The sequence below is a fragment of the Paludisphaera soli genome, from assembly GCF_011064595.1.
GTDB classification, from domain to species: domain Bacteria; phylum Planctomycetota; class Planctomycetia; order Isosphaerales; family Isosphaeraceae; genus Paludisphaera; species Paludisphaera soli.
On sequence record NZ_JAALJI010000012.1, the window covers coordinates 41107 to 58816 of the forward strand.

The following is a 17710-nucleotide window of genomic DNA, read 5'->3' on the forward strand; positions in this document are numbered from 1 at the left end:
GAGAATCCCCCGCAAATCCGGCCGCCGCACGGGTCTCCTCCCCTGACCGCCCCATACCGGGGCCGGCCGTAGTCAGGGCCACCACGCAGGGCGAGCATGGATGAATTGAGCGAGCGGCTGGCGAGCGGCGATCCCGAGGCGTTCGGCGAATTGTACGCGGCGCTCGCCGATCGTCTGCACCATTATCTGGTGTCTCGTCTAGGTGCATCGGCCGACGCCGACGACGTCCTCCAGGAGACCTTCCTCCGACTGGCGCGGAATCGCGGCCGGATGCGCGAGGTCGACGACCTCACGGCGTTCGCGTTCACCGTCGCCCGCAACGAGGCCAACCGCTGGCTCGACGCCCGACGACGGCGCGGCGAGGCCCTGGCCGCCACCGCCCGCGACCTCTTCGCCGAGGCCTCGTCCGACGAACTTGGGGCCCGCGAGACGGCCGAATCGGTGGCCCTGGGCCTCGCCGGTCTGGAGGCCGACGACCGCGAGGTCGTCGTGCTGAAGATATTTACAGGCCTGACGTTTCGCGAGATTGGCGCGATCCTGGGCCGCCCCCTGGGGACGGTCGCCACGCGCTATCGTTCGGCCCTGGATCGCCTGCGGACCCTGATGGCGGGAGAGAGACGATGAATGACGACCTGGAGGCCCGCTTCCGCCGACTCAAGCCCCGGGGTGCCCCCCCCGAACTCCGCGGCAGGATCCTGGAGTCGGTCGCCCGCGAACTGGCGGCCCCGGACGCCGCCCGCCCTTTCCGACGAAGGTTCCCGGCCTGGACCGCCACGGCCGCCGCCCTGCTTCTCGGCGTTTTTTTGAATCATCTGGCGAATCGGGCGGTCGACGAACGGCTGGCCAGAGTTTTCGGCCCCCGCCCGCTCCCGCCAGCGGCGCTGGAGTTGGCCCGCGACGTCGCCGAGGCCGCCGGGCCCGAGGCGGGACGGTTGGTCCTCGACCGACTCGCCACACCCGGGAGGCCCGCCACCGAGGCGGACTTCCGCCGCCACGCGGCCGACCTGGGCCGCCTTTCCCGCGAACCGACCTCCGACTCCCTGGAGAGTGACGATGAGAAAGCGCCTGGCGAGGTTCCTCAAGTGGGCCGCGATCGCCTGCGGCCTGCTGCTGGCCGCCTGCTTGCTGGCGAGCGCCGGCCTCACCTGGATCACCGGCAGAAGGCTTGAAGCCCGGCTCGCCGCCCTCCGGGCCGCGGGCGACCCGCTCACGATCGCCGATCTCGCCCCGACCCCCGTCCCGCCGGCGGAAGACGCCGCCGTCCCGTTGGCGCGGGTCGCAGCGGCCCAGGGCGCGTTCCAGAAGGAGCTGACCGCACTGTTCCCGGGAAGGGGCGTTGCGGACCTCCCCCTGGGCCCCGGCGAGCAAGCGAAGCTCAGGGCCTTGTTCGAGGCCCAACCCGAGATCGTCCCGCTCCTGCGCGACGCGGCCTCGCGACCCGGCTACGCGCCGCCGTTCGACGCGGCGGCCACCACGACCGAGATGCTGAAGCGGTCTTTCGAGCTGATGTCTCGACATCGCGAAGCCTCGCGAATCCTCCAGAGCCGGTCGGCGCTCCTGGTCGCCGAGGGCCTCCCCGACGAGGCCCTCGAGCTCCAGATCGTGGCGCTTCGGCTCGCACGACTCCCGTTCCGCGAGCCGACGATGTCCAACTACCTCGTCGGGATCGCCTGCACCCGCGTCGCGGCCGCCGGCGTGAACGACGTGCTCCAGTCGGCCCCGGTCTCCGAGGCGGGCCGCCGGGCGCTCGACGCCGAGTTGGCCCTTCTGGACGACCCGGCCCTGGTCCGGCGGGCGTTCAAGAACGAGAGGGCTTACTCGCTGACGAGCGTCAACGAGATGTCCGCGAACCTCTTCTGGCTCACGGGATGGATGCGCAACGACCTGACGGCCCTGATGCTCGACCTCTTCGACGACCAGATCCGTAAGCTGGACCTCCCCTATGCCCAGGCGGCGGCCACAGCCTCCGCGACCGGCCGACGGTGGTCCCCCTTCGGGACGCTGGTCGACCTTCTCAAACCGGCCCTGGCCTCGACTCGCGAGGCGACCGAACGACTCCGCGCCGCAACCCGCTCGCTCCGCGTGCTCAACGCGATCCAGTCAAGGGTCCCGACCGAAGCCGAGGCCCCGCCGCCCCTCGACTCCCTGGGCCTCCCCCGCGAGGCGACCGTCGACCCGTTCACGGGCAGGCCGCTCCTCGTCAAGAAGCTCCCGAGCGGCTGGCTGGTCTACTCCGTCGGCAAGGATCTGGTCGACGACGGCGGCGACCTGGAGAAGGACAAGGACGTCGGCTTCGGCGCCCCCCGCGAGGACCTTCCAGGCCGCCCCTGAATCCGTCACATCCGCCCCGTCGACCGAGGGGGCCGACCGCCGACCTCTTCCGCCGCGGACGCCGCCGTCGCCCGATCGGGTGGGAGCGTCGGGCCCGGGACGGCGACCGGCCCCCGGGTCGTCCGAAGACGCGGCTTCTTTATTAAGATTTTGTTGGCTTCAACACTTTCTTGTCTTAGGATATATTTGCCTGCTCAGTTATTCCGGGTCGCGGGGCGAAAGGACCCCCGCGATCGGCTGGACAGCGACGCGACCCTTCTACTTTGCCTTTTCGTCGAGCCCGTCGAGGCTCTCACGATGGGCTTCCGCGTCGACCGGTGCTCCCCAGTGAGCCGACACCTCCTCCCCAGTCCGTCCGTCCCGGGTCGGAAGGCGACTTCCCCCGCGATCGGGCCGACGGATCTCGACCGCTTCGAGCGGATGCGCGGGGCGGCCTTCCCTGGAGCCGAGGCCCGCCCGCCGCCGCGACGGCACTCCCAACCTGAGGAACTCCATGATTTTCCAAGATCAGAGCGCAGCGTGGAAATCTCGATCGACGGCGGCCTCGGCGGGGCAGGCCGGGTCCCGGACGCGGCGATCGCCCGTCAGGCCGAGCCTGGAGCCTTGCGAGGAGCGCGTCCTGATGGCGTCCATCCTGGGCGCGGCGCAGACCTTCGCGGTGCTCGGCGGCTCGACGGTGACCAACACCGGCCCCACCGCGATCGTCGGCGACCTGGGGGTGAGCCCCGGCTCCGCCGTCACCGGCTTCCCGCCGGGGGTCGTGACGAGCGGGACGATCCACGCGAACGACGCCAGGGCGGTCGCGGCCCACTCCGCCGCCGCCGCGGCGTACGCGATCATCGCGGGCGAGACATCGCCCCCCGCCAACGACCTGACCGGCCAGGACCTCCGCGGTCTGACGCTCTTGCCTGGAGTCTACTCCTTCGACACCTCGGCCGCGCTGACGGGGATCCTCACCCTGGACGCCGGCGGCGACCCGAACGCCCGCTTCGACTTCCAGATCGGGTCCACGCTGATCACCGGGAGTGGATCCTCGGTCGTCCTCATCAACTCCGGCCAGAATGAGAACGTCTACTTCCAGGTCGGCACGTCGGCGACCCTCGGGACGAACACCGCCTTCCAGGGGAACATCCTGGCGGACCAGAGCATCACGATCACCACCGGCGCGAGCCTCCAGGGTCGCGCCCTGGCGATCAACGGCGCGGTGACGCTGGATACGAACCAGATCACCGCCGCCCAGGCCGACCTCTCGGCGACCAAGGTCGTCGCGTCCGCCCAGGCAGTCGCCGGGGCCCCGCTCGCCTACACCGTCACCGTGGCCAACGCCGGCCCGAGCGCCGCCCTCGAAGTCGCCCTGGCCGACCTCGTCCCGGCGGGGACGACGTTCCTGTCCGCGGTCCAGACCGCCGGGCCGACCTTCACCCTCGCGACGCCCGCCGTCGGCGGCACCGGGGCGATCGGCGGCACGCTCGCGTCGCTGGCATCGGGCGCATCGGCCACCTTCACCATCACCGTGATGATCGCGCCGTCGCTCGCCGACGCCACGGTGATCTCGAACACGGCCTCGGTCTCCTCTACCACCATCGACCCGGATCCCGAGAACAACTCCCAGACGGCGACCATCTCCTCGGCGACGTCAGCCGACCTGGCCGTCACCAAGACCATCACGTCCGGACCGCCCGTCGCCGGTCAGGCGTTGAGCTACCTGATCACCGTGACGAACGACGGCCCCAGCGACGCGCAGGGCGTCGCCCTGGCCGACCTCGTGCCCGTAGGTGCCACGTTCCTGGCGATCGCGCAGACTACCGGCCCGGCGTTCGCGTTGACGACCCCGGCCGTCGGCGGCACGGGAGCGATCTCAGGCACGCTCGGCACGCTCCTCTCGGGGGCCTCGGCCAGCTTCGTCCTCACCGTGCTGCTGCCACCGTCGCTTCCCGAAGGCACTTTGGTGGTGAACACGGCCAGCTTCTCCGCGGCCACCACCGACCCCGACCCGACGAACAACTCGCAGACCGCGAGCGCGGCCGCCTCAGCCCTCGCCGACCTGGCCGTCACGAAGTCGATCGCGTCCGGCCCCCTCGTCGCCGGACAGTCGTTGACCTACCTGATCACGGTGGCGAACGTCGGCCCCAGCGACGCGCTGGGCGTCGCGCTGTCCGACCTCATCCCCTCCGGCGCCACGTTCATCTCGATCGCGCAGCCGACCGGCCCGGCGTTCGCGCTGACGACGCCGGCCGCGGGGAGCGGGGGCGCGATCTCCGGCACGCTGGCCACGCTCTCCTCGGGCGCCTCGGCCAGCTTCCTCGTCACCGTGATGCTCTCCCCATCGATCCCCGCCGGGACGCAGGTGGCGAACACGGCCAGCTTCTCCGCGGCCACCACGGACCTCGACCCCGCCAACAACTCGCAGACCGCCGCCGCAGCCGTCTCCGCCTTGGCCGACCTGGCCGTCACGAAGACGATCGCGTCCGCCCAGGCCGTCGCCGGCGAGGCGCTGGTCTACACGATCACCGTGACGAACGTCGGCCCCAGCGACGCCGTGGGCGTCTCCTTGGCCGACCTCGCTCCCGTCGGCCTCACGTTCCTCTCGGTCGTCCAGACGGGCGGACCGGCCTTCACGTTGACGACGCCGCCCGTGGGCGGAGCCGGATCGATCTCCGGGACGCTGGCCTCGCTCGCGGCCGGCGTTTCGGCGAGCTTCACGGTCACCATGTTGCTGTCGGCCGCAGCCCCCGATGGGGCCGTCGTGGTCAACACGGCCTCGGTCTCGGCGGCCACGACGGACCTCGACCCCGCCAACAACTCGCAGTCGGCCGCCGCCCTCGTGGCCACCCGGGCCGACGTCGCGGTCGTCAAGACGATCGCATCGGGCCAGGCCGCCGCCGGGGCGCCGCTGGTCTACACGATCACCGTGACGAACGTCGGCCCCAGCGACGCCGCGACGGTCTCGCTGGCCGACCTCGTCCCCGCCGGGACGTCGTTCCTCTCGGTGGTCCAGACCTCGGGGCCGGCCTTCGGCCTTTCCAGCCCGGCGGTCGGCGGCACGGGCTCGATCGCCGGCATCATCGGGACGCTGGCCTCGGGGGCCTCGGCGAGCTTCACCATCACGGTGCTGGTGTCGGCCGCGACGCCCGAGGGGACCCAGGTGGTCAACACGGCCACCGTCTCGGCCGCCACGTTCGACCCGAATCTCGCGAACAACACCCAGTCGGTCACCGCCTCCGTGAGCGCGGTCGTGCCGCCGATCACGCCGACGTCGCCCGTCGTCGTGGCCGTCGAGCGGTTCGGCATCCACGCCCAGCCGACGATCCTGGTGATCGGGTTCAGCACCCCGCTCGATGCAGCTCGGGCTCAGGACGTGGCGAACTATGGGATTACGTCCCTGGGAGGCCCCGGGCAGGGAGGGAACCGCAGGGGCGTCGTCATCAACGTGACCGGGGCGACGTATGATCCGATCGCTCGGACCGTCACGCTGCGATTGGCCCAGCGGCTCAACCTCTATAGCTTCTATCAGCTGACCGTCCGCGGCACCCCGCCGGGGGGCGTGACGAGCGCCGACGGCGGCCTCCTCGACGGCCAGGGCTCCGGCGTCCCGGGGTCGAACTACGTCACGACGATCTCCAAGAGCTCGCTCGCGGGGCGCTCCAGTTCGCCCCACGGGCGATTGGGTTCGCAAGCCGTCCCGACTCGCGTCGCCAACACGCCGTCCTTCGCCGGCAGGTTCTCGACCCGCGCCGCTTCGGCGATGAACCTGGCCGGCGCCGGCCAGGTCGGGAGCCCGCGTATGCCGGCCTACCTGGGCCGCGCGCGGGCGCTCCGAACGGTCTCCGTGTGAGCCCTCCGCAAGGCGACGCCTCGCCGACACCGGGGCGTCGCCTTGAAGGATTTCTTCGACCCCCTCGCCGTCAACCGGCCTTACCGGTCTTGGAGGCTCGATCGGCCGGGGGGCCCTCGTGGTTGACCTCCGCGAGGAGTCGCCCGACGAACGTTTCGAACGCGTTTGACGTGAGGAAATGGCCCCGCCGTCGAATCGTCCCCTCCTCGTCCACGATGCAGTAGGTGGGATGGCCCTGGGCATGGTATCGCTTCGCGACGGCCGACCCGCCGGTGAGAATGCTCGGCCAGTTCGCATTCTCACCTTCAAGGATCTTGCGGGCGTCGCCCGAGTCTTGCAGGGCTACGCCGAGGAAGGTGAACGGCCTCCTCTGCCATCTCTGCATCAAGGCACGTTGCCATGACAACGTCTTCCGGCAGTCCTCGCAGCCGGGCATCCAGAAGCAGACGGCCACGACCCTCCCGCGAAGGGCCGAAAGCTTGATGGGGGTCCCGTCGACGCCCGCCCCTTCGATCTCACGCGCTGGCTTGCCCTCGCTCAGGTGGCGGGACTCGTCCAGGAGCTCGGCCGACAGATCTCCCAGCAAGGTCGGTGGCCTCGACACGAAACTCTCGGCCCTCTCTCGACTCTTGCGTTCCGCGGGATCCGCGATCGCCGCCGAGGGCCCCTTGGCCGTCTCTCGTTCCAGGTTCCTGCGGAGGATCGAGATATAGGGGGCGTCCGCGTAGTCGGCGACGACTTCATCGAAGAGGCGTTCGCTCTCGGCCTGCAGGGAGGCGGAATCCAGCGATCGCAGGTGTCCTTGATACGATCGCGCGAGCACGGGCAAGGCTCGCTGGACGAACTGCTCCCGCCCCTGCTCGTCGCGGCCGTAGGTCGTGAAAGTCGATGGTGGCAGCGCTGCCTTCCTCAGGTCCGCCGCAAGCTTCGCCTTCCTGTAAAGATACGTGGCCAGGCCGTACCGGATCAGGCCCCGGGCCTCGCGGTTTTCGGCGACGGCGTGGATCCCGCGCAGGAAGGCGTCCCGGCTCCAGGACGGGGAAGCCTCCATTTCCAGGCCGGCGCGAGCCGTTTCGGGGTCGTCGCCGTGATGTTCGAGGAGCAGCCGCGCGGCGCGGAAGGCTTCGTCGTCCGCCTCCGCAGCCTCGAAGCCTCGCGCGGCCGTCGCGACCCAGATCAAGCCGTCGCGCGCGGCGGTCTCCTTCGGCGACTTCGCGGCCAGGTCGTTGATCCGACCGGCGTACTCGGCGAGCTTCGGGAACGCGTCGTCGACGACCTTCCTCTGCTCCTCGGGGGAGTCCGCTTTGGCCTTCCCGAGATCCGCGGCGTGAGCCTTAGCCTCCTGGTATTCCCGGATGATCCGCTGCATCTCCTGCTCCAGAGAGGGTGCCTGGGGTTCGGGACGCGCCGCGGCCGGCGGGGGTTGCTGGGGCGAGTCCGGGTCACGCGCCATCGTGAAGGCCCCGGCCGTCAATCCGCAGAGGCCAAGCAGCAGTATCGAGGTCCGCGTCGCGACGCCCATGGTCAGGCTCCGGAGGGTTTCATGCAGCAGGGCGAGCACCGCCGGGGAGGCGACGGCCGCCCCTCTCCCGACGGCGAGCCGGGTGGTCGACCGGGCGAGGACCGCGGGGATCGTCGCCGCGGTCGCACGCGAGGCTACCAACGCGGTCGCCGACGCCGGGGCGAGGCCGCGGCGGATCAGCCGAGGGCGGAGAAGATCGCGGGCCCGCGAGAGACGGCTGCGGACCGTCCCCACCGGCAGGCCGAGGGCTTCGGCCGCCTGCAGGTGCGAGAGACCGTCGAGGTGGCACATCGACGCGACCTCTCGATACTTGCGGGGCAGCCGGGCGACCTCGCGGGCGACGAGGTCGCGGATCTCGGCGCGGGCGGCGTCGACGGCCGGATCCTGGGGAACCCGGCCCGGATCGGCCTCGGCCGGGACCTGGCGGGCGGCGCGGCGACGGGCCCTCGCGGCGACCTTGCGGGCGACGCCGTGGAGCCAGCGGCCGAGCGAGTCGTCCACCTGGACCGAGCGGGCCTTGCGGGCCAGGACCAGGAAGACGGCCTGGAACGCATCCTCGGCGGCGTGTTCGTCGCGGAGCACGCGCCGGCAGAGCCCGAGGACCATCGGCCCGTGACGCTCGACCAGGGCCGAGAACGCCGCTTCGGCGGACTCGCCCTCCCGGTGCAGAAACAGCCGGAGCAGGTCGGCGTCGGCCTTCGGCCCGATCGAACCTTCGGCGAGCAGCACGCCGAGGTCTTGCCGGTCCGATCGCTTCCTTCGGGGATCGCGCATGGGGGCTCCGAATCGGCCTCGACCTGGATCGGGCCCTCCATCCGGCCCGTCTTCTCCTTTGACCATGCACGAAGCGGGTTCCGCAATCCACAACTTAGGTTCGGTTCGCTCCGGGCGATCGGTTCTCAAGCGATCCGCCAGCGCCTTATGGTTTCTGGGGGCCGCAGTCGCGGACGGCCCGTGCATCGAGGCGGATGCCACGAATTCAAGGAAACGAACCAGATGAACAGGCGATTGAGTTTCCGCCCGGCGTTGTCCGACCGCCTGGAAGACCGGATCGTCATGAGCGTCGCCGGCCTCCACCGGCCGGCGCTGGTCGGGGAGTTGCTCCGCGGCGCGAACGGCCTCGCGTCGCAGGCCGCCGGCGCATCGACGAGCACGACGCCGACCTCGGCGACGGTCCTCTTCAACGGCCGGCTGCCGACCCGAGGCTCGGGCAACGCCCGGCTCGTCTTCACGGTCTACGACAGGGCAAGCGGCGGGACGGCGCTTTATCAGGAAGTCCAGACGGTCCCCGTCGCCCAGGGCGGCTATCAGGCGTATCTCGGTCGGGGCACGGCCGAGGGCCTCCCGCCCTCGCTCGGCGTAGGCCGCGACTCGCTCTACGTCTCCGTCGCCCGTGCCGGACGTCCCCAGCATCCACTCGGTCAGCGGATCGCCCTGGCGGCGTCCGCCTTCACGCTGACGCCCGACCCCGTCCCGGGGCCTCCCGGCCCGCAGGGCGAACCAGGCCCCCAGGGCGAACCCGGGACTCAAGGCCCGCAGGGGCCGCAGGGAACCCCTGGCGTCCAGGGACCCCAAGGCGTTCCGGGTATGCGAGGCCCGCAAGGCGACCCCGGCGTCCAGGGCCCGGAAGGCGACCCCGGCGTCCAGGGCCCGCAGGGCGATCCCGGGGTCCAGGGGCCGCAGGGCGACCCCGGGCCGACGGGGCCGGTCGGCCCGCAAGGTCCCACCGGGGTCGTGCAGACGGCCTTCGCGACGGGGACCATGGCGAATCCCGACGCGGGGAACACCTTCATCGGCCCGACGGTCGACGTCACGATCCAGGACGGCGACCAGATCTACATCCAGGCGACCGCCACGATGGGGAGTTTCATCTCCCTCGGCGCGGGGGGGCTCACCCTGAGCCTGAACTACTCCTCCGGAGGCGGTGCGTTGACGCCCGTCGTGTCGTATGCCGGACTGAGCGTCGGCCCGGGCGAGAAGACCATCTTCCCGCTCAACGCCCTGATCACCGGGCTCGCGGCCGGCACCTACACGGTCGGCGTCTCGGGGGCGTCCATCGACCCGATGTGGACGAACCAGGGCACCGGGACGATCACGGCGATGGTCCTCCGGACCTGAGCCCCGGGCTCGAACGGCATCGAAACGCGAACGCCCCCGGGGAGACCGGGGGCGTCGCGGCGTTCGTGGGGCGGGGCCGACCTCAGAGGTCAGTCTTGACCGCCAACAGCTGACGCAGGACGTACGGCAGGATGCCGCCGTTCTCGTAGTAGTGGACTTCCTGGGGGGTGTCGATCCGGACGCGGGCGGGGAACCGGATCGTGGTCCCGTCGGCCTTCTCGGCGGCGACGACCACGGACTTGGCCGTGGCGACGCGCTCGGCGAGCGTGCCGTCGGGGTTCTCGATCCGGAAGACTTCCTCGCCGGTCAGCCCGAGGCCCTCGGCGCTCTGGCCGGGCTCGAACTGGAGCGGGACGATGCCCATGCCGACGAGGTTCGAGCGGTGGATGCGCTCATAGGTCTCGGCGATTACGGCGGAGATCCCCAGCAGCTTCGGCCCCTTCGCGGCCCAGTCGCGCGAGGAGCCCGAGCCGTACTCCTTGCCGGCGAGGATGATCAGCGGCGTCCCCTCGGCCTGATACTTCATCGAGGCGTCGAAGATGCTCATGACCTCGCCGTCGGGGAGGTGGCGCGTCCAGCCGCCTTCCGTGCCCGGCGCTAGCTTGTTCCGCAGGCGGATGTTGGCGAACGTGCCGCGGACCATGACCTCGTGGTTCCCCCGGCGCGAGCCGTAGGAGTTGAAGTCGGCCGGCTTCACGCCGTGGGCGATCAGGTATCGGCCGGCCGGGCCGTCGGCCTTGATGGAGCCGGCGGGCGAGATGTGGTCGGTCGTGATGCTGTCGCCCAGGAACGCCAGCGCCCGCGCGCCCTGGATCGGCTTCGGCGGCGTGGGCTTCAGCTCCATGCCCTCGAAGTACGGCGGGTTCTTGACGTAGGTCGAGTCGCCCTGCCAATCGAAGAGGTCGCCCTCGGGCGTGGGGAGGCCGCGCCACTGCGGGTCGCCCTCGTAGACGGCGCTGTATTCCTTGTGGAACTGGTCGGACTTCACCGCCGCCATGACGGTGTCGTGCACTTCCTGCTGGGTCGGCCAGACGTCCTTGAGGAAGACCGGGTTCCCCTGCTTGTCGTGCCCGAGGGGCTCGGCGGCCAGGTCCAGGTCCATCGTGCCGGCGAGGGCGTAGGCGACGACCAGGGGGGGCGAGGCCAGGTAGTTGGCCCGGACGTCGGCGTTGATGCGGCCCTCGAAGTTGCGGTTGCCGCTGAGGACGGCGACGGCGACGAGGTCCTTCTTCTGGATCGTCTCGGAGATCTCGGTCGCGAGCGGGCCGGAGTTGCCGATGCAGGTGGTGCAGCCGTAGCCGACGGTGTTGAACCGGAGCCGGTCCAGGTACGTGTCGAGCCCGGCGTCCTCGAGGTACTGGGTGACGACCTTCGACCCGGGGGCGAGGCTCGCCTTGACCCAGGGCTTGGTCTCCAGCCCGCGCTCGACGGCCTTCTTGGCCACGAGGCCGGCGGCCAGCATGACCGAGGGGTTCGAGGTGTTCGTGCAGCTGGTGATGGCGGCGATCACGACCGAGCCGTGCTTGAGGTCGGCGGCGACGTCGTCGGAGTCGGCCGCGGCCTGGTCGGCCGGCTTGACCTTGGCGGGCCGGGCCTCGACCATCTCCTTGAGCGCGGCGGTGAAGGCCGGCTTGGAGTCCTTGAGGGCCACCCGATCCTGGGGACGGCGGGGGCCGGCGATGCTGGGCTCGACCGTCGCCAGGTCGAGCGCCAGGGTGTCCGAGTAGGCGGGCTCGGGCGTGTCCGCCTCGTGGAACATCCCCTGGGCCTTGTAGTACTCCTCGACCAGGCGGATCGTCGCCTCGGGGCGGTTCGAAAGCCGGAGGTAGCGGATCGTCTCGGCGTCGACGGGGAAGATGCCGCAGGTCGCGCCGTATTCGGGGGCCATGTTGGCGATCGTCGCGCGGTCGGCGAGCGGCAGGTGGGCCAGGCCGGGGCCGTAGAACTCGACGAACTTGCCGACGACGCCCTTCTTGCGGAGCATCTGGGTGACGGTGAGCACCAGGTCGGTCGCGGTGGCGCCCTCGGGGAGCTTGCCGCTGAGCTTGAAGCCGACGACCTGGGGGACGAGCATGGAGACCGGCTGGCCGAGCATGGCGGCCTCGGCCTCGATGCCGCCGACGCCCCAGCCCAGCACGCCCAGGCCGTTGATCATCGTGGTGTGCGAGTCGGTGCCGACGAGCGTGTCCGGGAAGGCCAGGCCCGCCTCCGCCGCGTCGTCGACCATCACCACGCGGGCGAGGTACTCCAGGTTCACCTGGTGGACGATCCCGGTGTCGGGGGGGACGACCTTGAAGTTGTCGAACGCGTTCTGGCCCCAGCGGAGGAACGCGTAGCGCTCGCGGTTGCGTGCGAACTCCAGCTCGGCGTTGACCAGCAGGGCGCGGGAGGTGCCGGCCTCGTCGACCTGCACGGAGTGGTCGATGACCAGCTCCACCGGCTGGAGCGGATTGATCTTGCGGGGATCGCCCCCCAGGGTCTTCACGGCGTCGCGCATGGCGGCCAGGTCGACGACGGCGGGGACGCCGGTGAAGTCCTGGAGCAGGACGCGGCTGGGGCGGAAGGCGATCTCGCGGTCGGGCGTCGCCTGGGGGTCCCACTTCGCCAGGCCGCGGACGTCGTCCGCCGTGACGGTCGATCCGTCTTCGAAGCGGAGCAGGTTCTCCAGCAGCACCTTGAGCGAGAACGGCAGGTGCGAGGCGTCCAGGCCGTGATCGGCCAGCGCGCCCAGGCGGTAGTAGTGATACGTCCGACCGTCCACGGAAAGCGGCGTGAGAGCGCCGTACGACTTGGGCATCGCCCGTCCCTTCGAAGCTTCGGGAGGCCCCGCTCCGATCCGGGAGCGAGCCTCGATTCAAGCGGTGCGGGGGCGAGGCGTCCGGGACCATCCGGACGCGCGGCGCGCGTCCGGTCGCGGCCTCGCCCTCGGGATCATCCCACGAATTGTAGGGCAAGCGGCCCCGGGACCAAACCCATTTCCGCCCCGCGGTCCAGGAACAGCTTGACCGCCTCTCGGCCCTCGGGGCCGTAGTCGACCGTCCGCTGATTGACGTACATCCCCACGAACTCGTCGGCCAGCGCGGGATCGAGGTCGCGGGCGTACTTCAGGGCGTAGTCGAGCGCCTCGCGGCGGTTGGCGAGCGCGAATTCGATGCTCTCCTTCAGGAGCCGGGCGATCTTGGCGATCATCTCCTCGCCCAGGTCCTTGCGGACGACGTTCCCGCCCAGCGGCAGCGGCAGGCCGGTCTCGTCGTTCCACCAGACGCCCAGGTCGAGCACCTGATGGAGCCCCTGGTCCTGGTAGTAGAGCTGGCCCTCGTGGATGATGACGCCGGCGGCGACCTCGCCGGACTTCACGGCCGGCAGGATGGCGTCGAAAGCCATCTGGACGACCGGCGTGTCCTTGCCCAGGCAGAGCTGCAACGCCAGGAAGGCCGAGGTCATCTTGCCCGGCACGGCGATCGTCTTCCCCTTGAGCTGCTCCAGCGTGGTCGGCTCGCGGGTGACGATCTTGGGGCCGTAGCGCTCGCCCATGCTCGCGCCCGAGGCCAGCAGGGCGTAGCGGTCGGCGATGTGGGAGAAGGCGTGGATGCTGACGGCCGAGACTTCCAGCTCGCCGGCGAGCGCCCGCTTGTTGAGGGTCTCGATGTCCTCGAGCTGGTGGACGAACTTGAGGCCGCCGGTGTCGATCCGGTCGTGGGTCAGGGCGTAGAACATGAAGGCGTCGTCGGAGTCGGGGCTGTGGCCGACCCGGATGATCGTCTCTCCGGTGCTCATCGAAGGGCCTTTCTCGGGGGCCGCCGGGCGTCCCCCGGCGGGAAAACGCTCCGGCCCCGGGCGCCCTCGGGAGGCGGCCGGAGCCGGAGTGGAAGTCGGAGGATGTCGCCGGGACGCGCCCGGCCCGGTCAGAGGCCGGCGGGGGGGGCGGCGGGGGCGGAAGCCGGCTGGCCGGTCGTCGGCGGGGGGCCCGAGGAGGGCTCGCCGAGCCCGGCGCCGACGCCGAGCATCTCGATCGCGTCGAACGGGTCGACGGTGTTGTCGGCCTCGGCCGCGGCCAGCAGGTCCTTGAACGGCAGGGTGTCGGGGACCGGCTCGCCGAGCTGCCGGAGGACGCGGACGTATCGCTTGACGACCAGCCCGGTGTCCTTCTTGTTCAGGTCGTCCTCGCGGTAGGTCGGGAAGCCCTTCAGGTTCTCGTTCCAGATGGTCAGACCGTCGCGGAACTTGGCGGCGGCCAGGCTGAAGTCGCCGGTCTTGTAGGCCTTGGTCCCTTCGTAGAAGAGCTGGCGGGCGGCCACCCCTTCCGAGGTCCGCTCGGCCTCGCAGCGTTCCTTCCAGTAGCGGTAGTTCATCTGGCTGGCCCAGCGGTCGGTCCAGTACTGGGCGTTCTCGGTGAGCGTCTTGTAGCGCTCGGGGTTTGTGGCGTCGTCGAGCCGCACCTCGTCGCGGACGAGCTTGCCGTCGCGGATGACCTCGTTATGCGACTGGAAGACGTGGGAGCCGAACTTGACCCACTCGGCGAGGGCCCGGGTCCACTCGTTCTTGGCGACCTCGCCGAACGTGGCCTCGATGCCGGCCATGCTCATCTTCTCGAGCGCCGCGGCGTAGTGGGTCTGGGCGTGCGAGGGCATCGACCGGAAGGCGATGTCGTCCGCCCGGCCCTTGCGCTGGGGGGTCGGGTCGATGTACTGAATGTTCTCGGACGTGCCGCCGCCGAGGCGGGTGCCGCCGTCGTCGACGAGCTTGACGGAGCGGCTGAACCAGCCGTAGCCGAGCTGGAAGTTGTCGTTGCGGACGACTTCCAGGCCGCTGTCCGGGTCGACGTACTTCTTGAAGTCCTCGTCCTCGTCGTCGCGGAAGAGGCGGCGGAGGATGATCGACTCGTCGGAGAAGCCGAGCTTGTGGTAGTAGAACCAGGCGGTGTCCCAGATCAGGTCGGGGGAGCGCTGGTTGTTCTCCACGCCCCGCTGGACAAACTTGATCCCCTGCTTGATCCACTCGTACTTGTCTTCGGGGGCGTCCCACTCGACCGAGACGTTGTAAGCCAGGTTCCAGCCCTGGAACGTCCAGATCGAGAGGAAGTGGGGCTGGAGCTTGGTGATCAGGTCGACGGTCGCCTTTAGGCGGTCCCAGTCGTGATTCTTCTTGTGGTCTTCGGCCTGGATCCAGAGGTAGTTCGCGACGATGCCGCGGAACCCGCCGAGGAGGAAGAGCTTCATCATGAAGCTGCCCGAGTCGACCTGGCCGATGGCGGCCTCGCCGAGGTCCTTCTCGTCCTTCACGCGGTCGAGCCACTGCGTGTAGGGGTACATCGCGCTGAAGAGCAGCACGATGACCAGGCCGTAGATGATCTTCTTCGTCTGGTTCGTGGGCCTCATGCGGCCACCTCGCGATTCTTGAGGATGAAGTATCCGGCGACGGAGAACGGCAAGGTGTAGGCCAGGGCGAGGAGCGTGTTGCTGACCATCAGCCCGCCGTCGACCGCGAAGCCGTCGGCCACGGTGTTGGTCACGTCCAGGACCTGGAAGTTGGGGACGACGTAGACCAGCATCGACATGATCGGCATGACCAGCGAGTCGAGCGTCTTGGCGACGACGACGCCCGCGGTGGGCGCCAGCTCGGACATCTGGTTGTCGTGCGTGACCAGGCGGATGAGGGACTCGAACGGCCCGCCCCCCAGGACGGCCTGGCGGGTGAAGTCGATCAGGAAGCCGAAGGCGAGCTGGCCGGCGATGAAGAAGGCGATCGTCGTCAGCAGGGCCACGGGCCAGCTCAGGAAGGTGCCGGCGAAGACGCCGATGGCGGTCAGCACCATGGCCTGCAGCCAGATGCCGAACAGCCCCTTCATGTAGTTGACGCCGAAGTTGCCGTTGTCCGCGAGCAGGTAGAGGTCGCTCTCGGCCATGCCCAGGTACTGGGTGGGGCTGATGCAGCGGACCTCGATCTTGAGGTTGCCGAGCGAGCCGACCAGGACGCCCGGGTCGATGTCGCGGCGGTTGGTGTAGTATTCCTTGATCGGGAAGACGTCGGCGACCGAGGCCCCGGTCGACGAGTTGGTGACCTCGATCTCGGCGTAGACCGGCTTGCCGGGCTCGCCCTTGGTCGTCCGGTAGATGTTGAACGTCATCTCGATGCGGGCGAGCGGGGCGTGCAGGGCGGCGGCCTCCTCCTCCTTGCCGGCGGCCTTCAGCTCGTCGGACTGGGCGGCGAGCTTTTCGAAGTCGGCCTTGGCCCGCTCCAGCTCGGCCTTGTTGCGGGCGATGGCCCCCTCGAGCCGGCTCACCTGCGCCGGGGTCGCGCTGGGCTGGGACTTCTCCTGCTCGGCCGCGGCGATCTGGGCCTGGATCTCGAACATCCGATTCTGCTCGCCCTCGACGGTCCCCCTGGGGAGGAACTGCGTGACGTCGATCCGGCGGTCCAGCAGCACGGGGCGGTTGGGGGGCGAGAACGGGTCGGGGACGACGCCGTAGCGCCAGATGGCGGTCGCCGGGGTGGCGCCTTCGATGTGGCTGCGGGGCTCCTTCATCGACTGTTCCTGGCCGACGTCGATCCCCATCGCGTGGGGATTGCCCTTCGAGTCCAGGAACGAGAGCGAGCCCTTCACCGGCACGCGGGCCGCCATGCGGGAAGCGAGCTGGTCGGCCTGCTCGAAGAGCTGGGCGGCGTCGCGGGTGCGGCCCTCGGCCTGGGCCTTCTCGGCGGCCTGCGTGGTCAGGACCCGCTGGCCCTGGACGGTCCGCCAGAGGTAGGCGAGGCTCACTCCGCCGAAGACGGCCACCAGCACCGTCACGAGCGCCATATAGCCGAGCATGCGGCCCCAGACGATCTCCAGCCGGCGGACCGGCTTGGTCACCACCGTGTAGATCGTCTGCTGCTGAATGTCGGTCGGCAGGCTGATCGGGGCGAGGATCGTCACCATCGACGTCAGCAGGAGCGAGCAGAGCAGCGTCAGGGTGCCGACGTAGAGCCGGCCCATCTCGGCCGCCCGGGGAGGCTGCAGGAACCAGTGGGTGAACGCCAGGACCATGCCGAAGACGATGACGACGACCCAGGGGGCCCACATCTTCCGGTTGGACTCGTACAGCGTCACGCGGGCGATCGCGTAGAGCCGCCGTCCCCGGACCGCGAGGACCTCGCCCAGGAGCAGGCCGGCCACCCGAAGCAGCACGACGAAGCCCATGTAGGTCACGCTCAGCCGGGCGCCGTAGACGATCCCGTCGCGCCAGCCGCTGGTCGGCGACCCGATGATCTGCGGCAGCAGGTTCACCCGCGCCATGACCAGGCCCACGCCCAGCCCCAGCAGGAAGGCCAGGCCCATCCCGACGAGGACCAGGTAGTCGGCCCGCCGGCCGAGCCGGCCGATCGTCCGCCAGACCCCGATCAGCGCCCAGAAGCCCAGGAAGATCACGGCCGCGAAGCTCATCAGGCTGGTGAGCGGGACGCCGGCCAGGCTGGCCGCCTTGACCCACTTCTGCTCCTGCATGACCTGGACCAGCACCGTCAGCGGGATCAGCGCGAGGGCCGCCAGGCCGAGGTAGTCGAACCACCGGCCGACGCCGACGACCCGCTCCTTGACCGCCGTGACGACCCAGTAGCCGACCCAGCCGAACAGCGAGAGCAGGCCGACGGCCTTGAGCCAGGTCAGCAGTCCGCCGACCAGGCCCGACAGGGTCAGCGACGGCTCGCCCGCGAGGAAGAACCAGACGAGGGCGTTGTTCAGCGCCGGGGAGATCTCGAGCGGCGGGGGGGGCGTCGCCGCCGCCTGCGCCCAGAGGAGGGGCCAACTAGGGAACGCGGACATCGATGGAGGTGCTCCTCGGATGCCGGACGGGCTGCGTCCGGGGGCCCGTCGCCGGGCCGAGGCCTCGCCGGGCGGATCCGCCGGGGGCCGGGCTCGTCGTCGG

General features: G+C 70.3%; 9 protein-coding genes. 4 read left to right on the top strand and 5 right to left on the bottom strand.

What is annotated here, in order from left to right; genetic code table 11:
• The first annotated feature begins 96 nt into the window (after positions 1–96).
• From G6O68_RS16290 to G6O68_RS16300, 3 genes are all read left to right on the top strand, one after another.
• On the top strand, positions 97–624 hold the full coding sequence (locus G6O68_RS16290; RefSeq protein WP_165249688.1) for an RNA polymerase sigma factor: 528 nt from the start codon (positions 97–99) through the stop codon (positions 622–624).
• 429 nt (positions 625–1053) lie between these two features.
• Positions 1054–2331, top strand: a complete 1278-nt coding sequence (locus G6O68_RS16295) for a hypothetical protein (protein ID WP_165249689.1) — start codon at positions 1054–1056, stop codon at positions 2329–2331.
• A gap of 622 nt (positions 2332–2953) precedes the next feature.
• Complete coding sequence (locus G6O68_RS16300; RefSeq protein ID WP_165249690.1) at positions 2954–6166, top strand: ice-binding family protein; 3213 nt, start codon at positions 2954–2956, stop codon at positions 6164–6166.
• A 70-nt stretch (positions 6167–6236) separates the two neighbouring features.
• Here the strand turns inward: G6O68_RS16300 and G6O68_RS16305 are convergent, their stop codons facing one another.
• Positions 6237–8462: a sigma-70 family RNA polymerase sigma factor gene (locus G6O68_RS16305; RefSeq protein WP_165249691.1), complete on the bottom strand. Its 2226-nt coding sequence runs from the start codon at positions 8460–8462 to the stop codon at positions 6237–6239.
• A gap of 222 nt (positions 8463–8684) precedes the next feature.
• Here G6O68_RS16305 and G6O68_RS16310 point away from each other — a divergent pair, with 222 nt between their 5' ends.
• The gene (locus G6O68_RS16310) at positions 8685–9806 is read left to right on the top strand and encodes a collagen-like protein (RefSeq protein ID WP_206108114.1); all 1122 of its coding nucleotides are present in this window, start codon (positions 8685–8687) and stop codon (positions 9804–9806) included.
• 82 nt (positions 9807–9888) lie between these two features.
• Here G6O68_RS16310 and acnA read toward each other — a convergent pair whose 3' ends face one another.
• The 4 genes from acnA to G6O68_RS16330 all read right to left on the bottom strand — a co-directional run bounded on the left by acnA (position 9889) and on the right by G6O68_RS16330 (position 17607).
• Entirely contained in the window at positions 9889–12603 is a 2715-nt protein-coding gene (gene acnA, locus G6O68_RS16315) for an aconitate hydratase AcnA (RefSeq protein ID WP_165249692.1), read from the bottom strand.
• Between the two features lie 134 nt (positions 12604–12737).
• Positions 12738–13583: a menaquinone biosynthesis family protein gene (locus tag G6O68_RS16320; RefSeq protein WP_165249693.1), complete on the bottom strand. Its 846-nt coding sequence runs from the start codon at positions 13581–13583 to the stop codon at positions 12738–12740.
• A gap of 128 nt (positions 13584–13711) precedes the next feature.
• Entirely contained in the window at positions 13712–15184 is a 1473-nt protein-coding gene (locus G6O68_RS16325; RefSeq protein WP_165249694.1) for a hypothetical protein, read from the bottom strand.
• Positions 15181–17607 carry an ATP:cob(I)alamin adenosyltransferase gene (locus G6O68_RS16330; RefSeq protein ID WP_165249695.1) on the bottom strand — a complete coding sequence of 809 codons (2427 nt, stop codon included), beginning with the start codon at positions 17605–17607 and terminating at the stop codon, positions 15181–15183. The genes G6O68_RS16325 and G6O68_RS16330 overlap by 4 nt, the downstream gene beginning before the upstream one ends.
• Positions 17608–17710 lie beyond the last annotated feature (103 nt).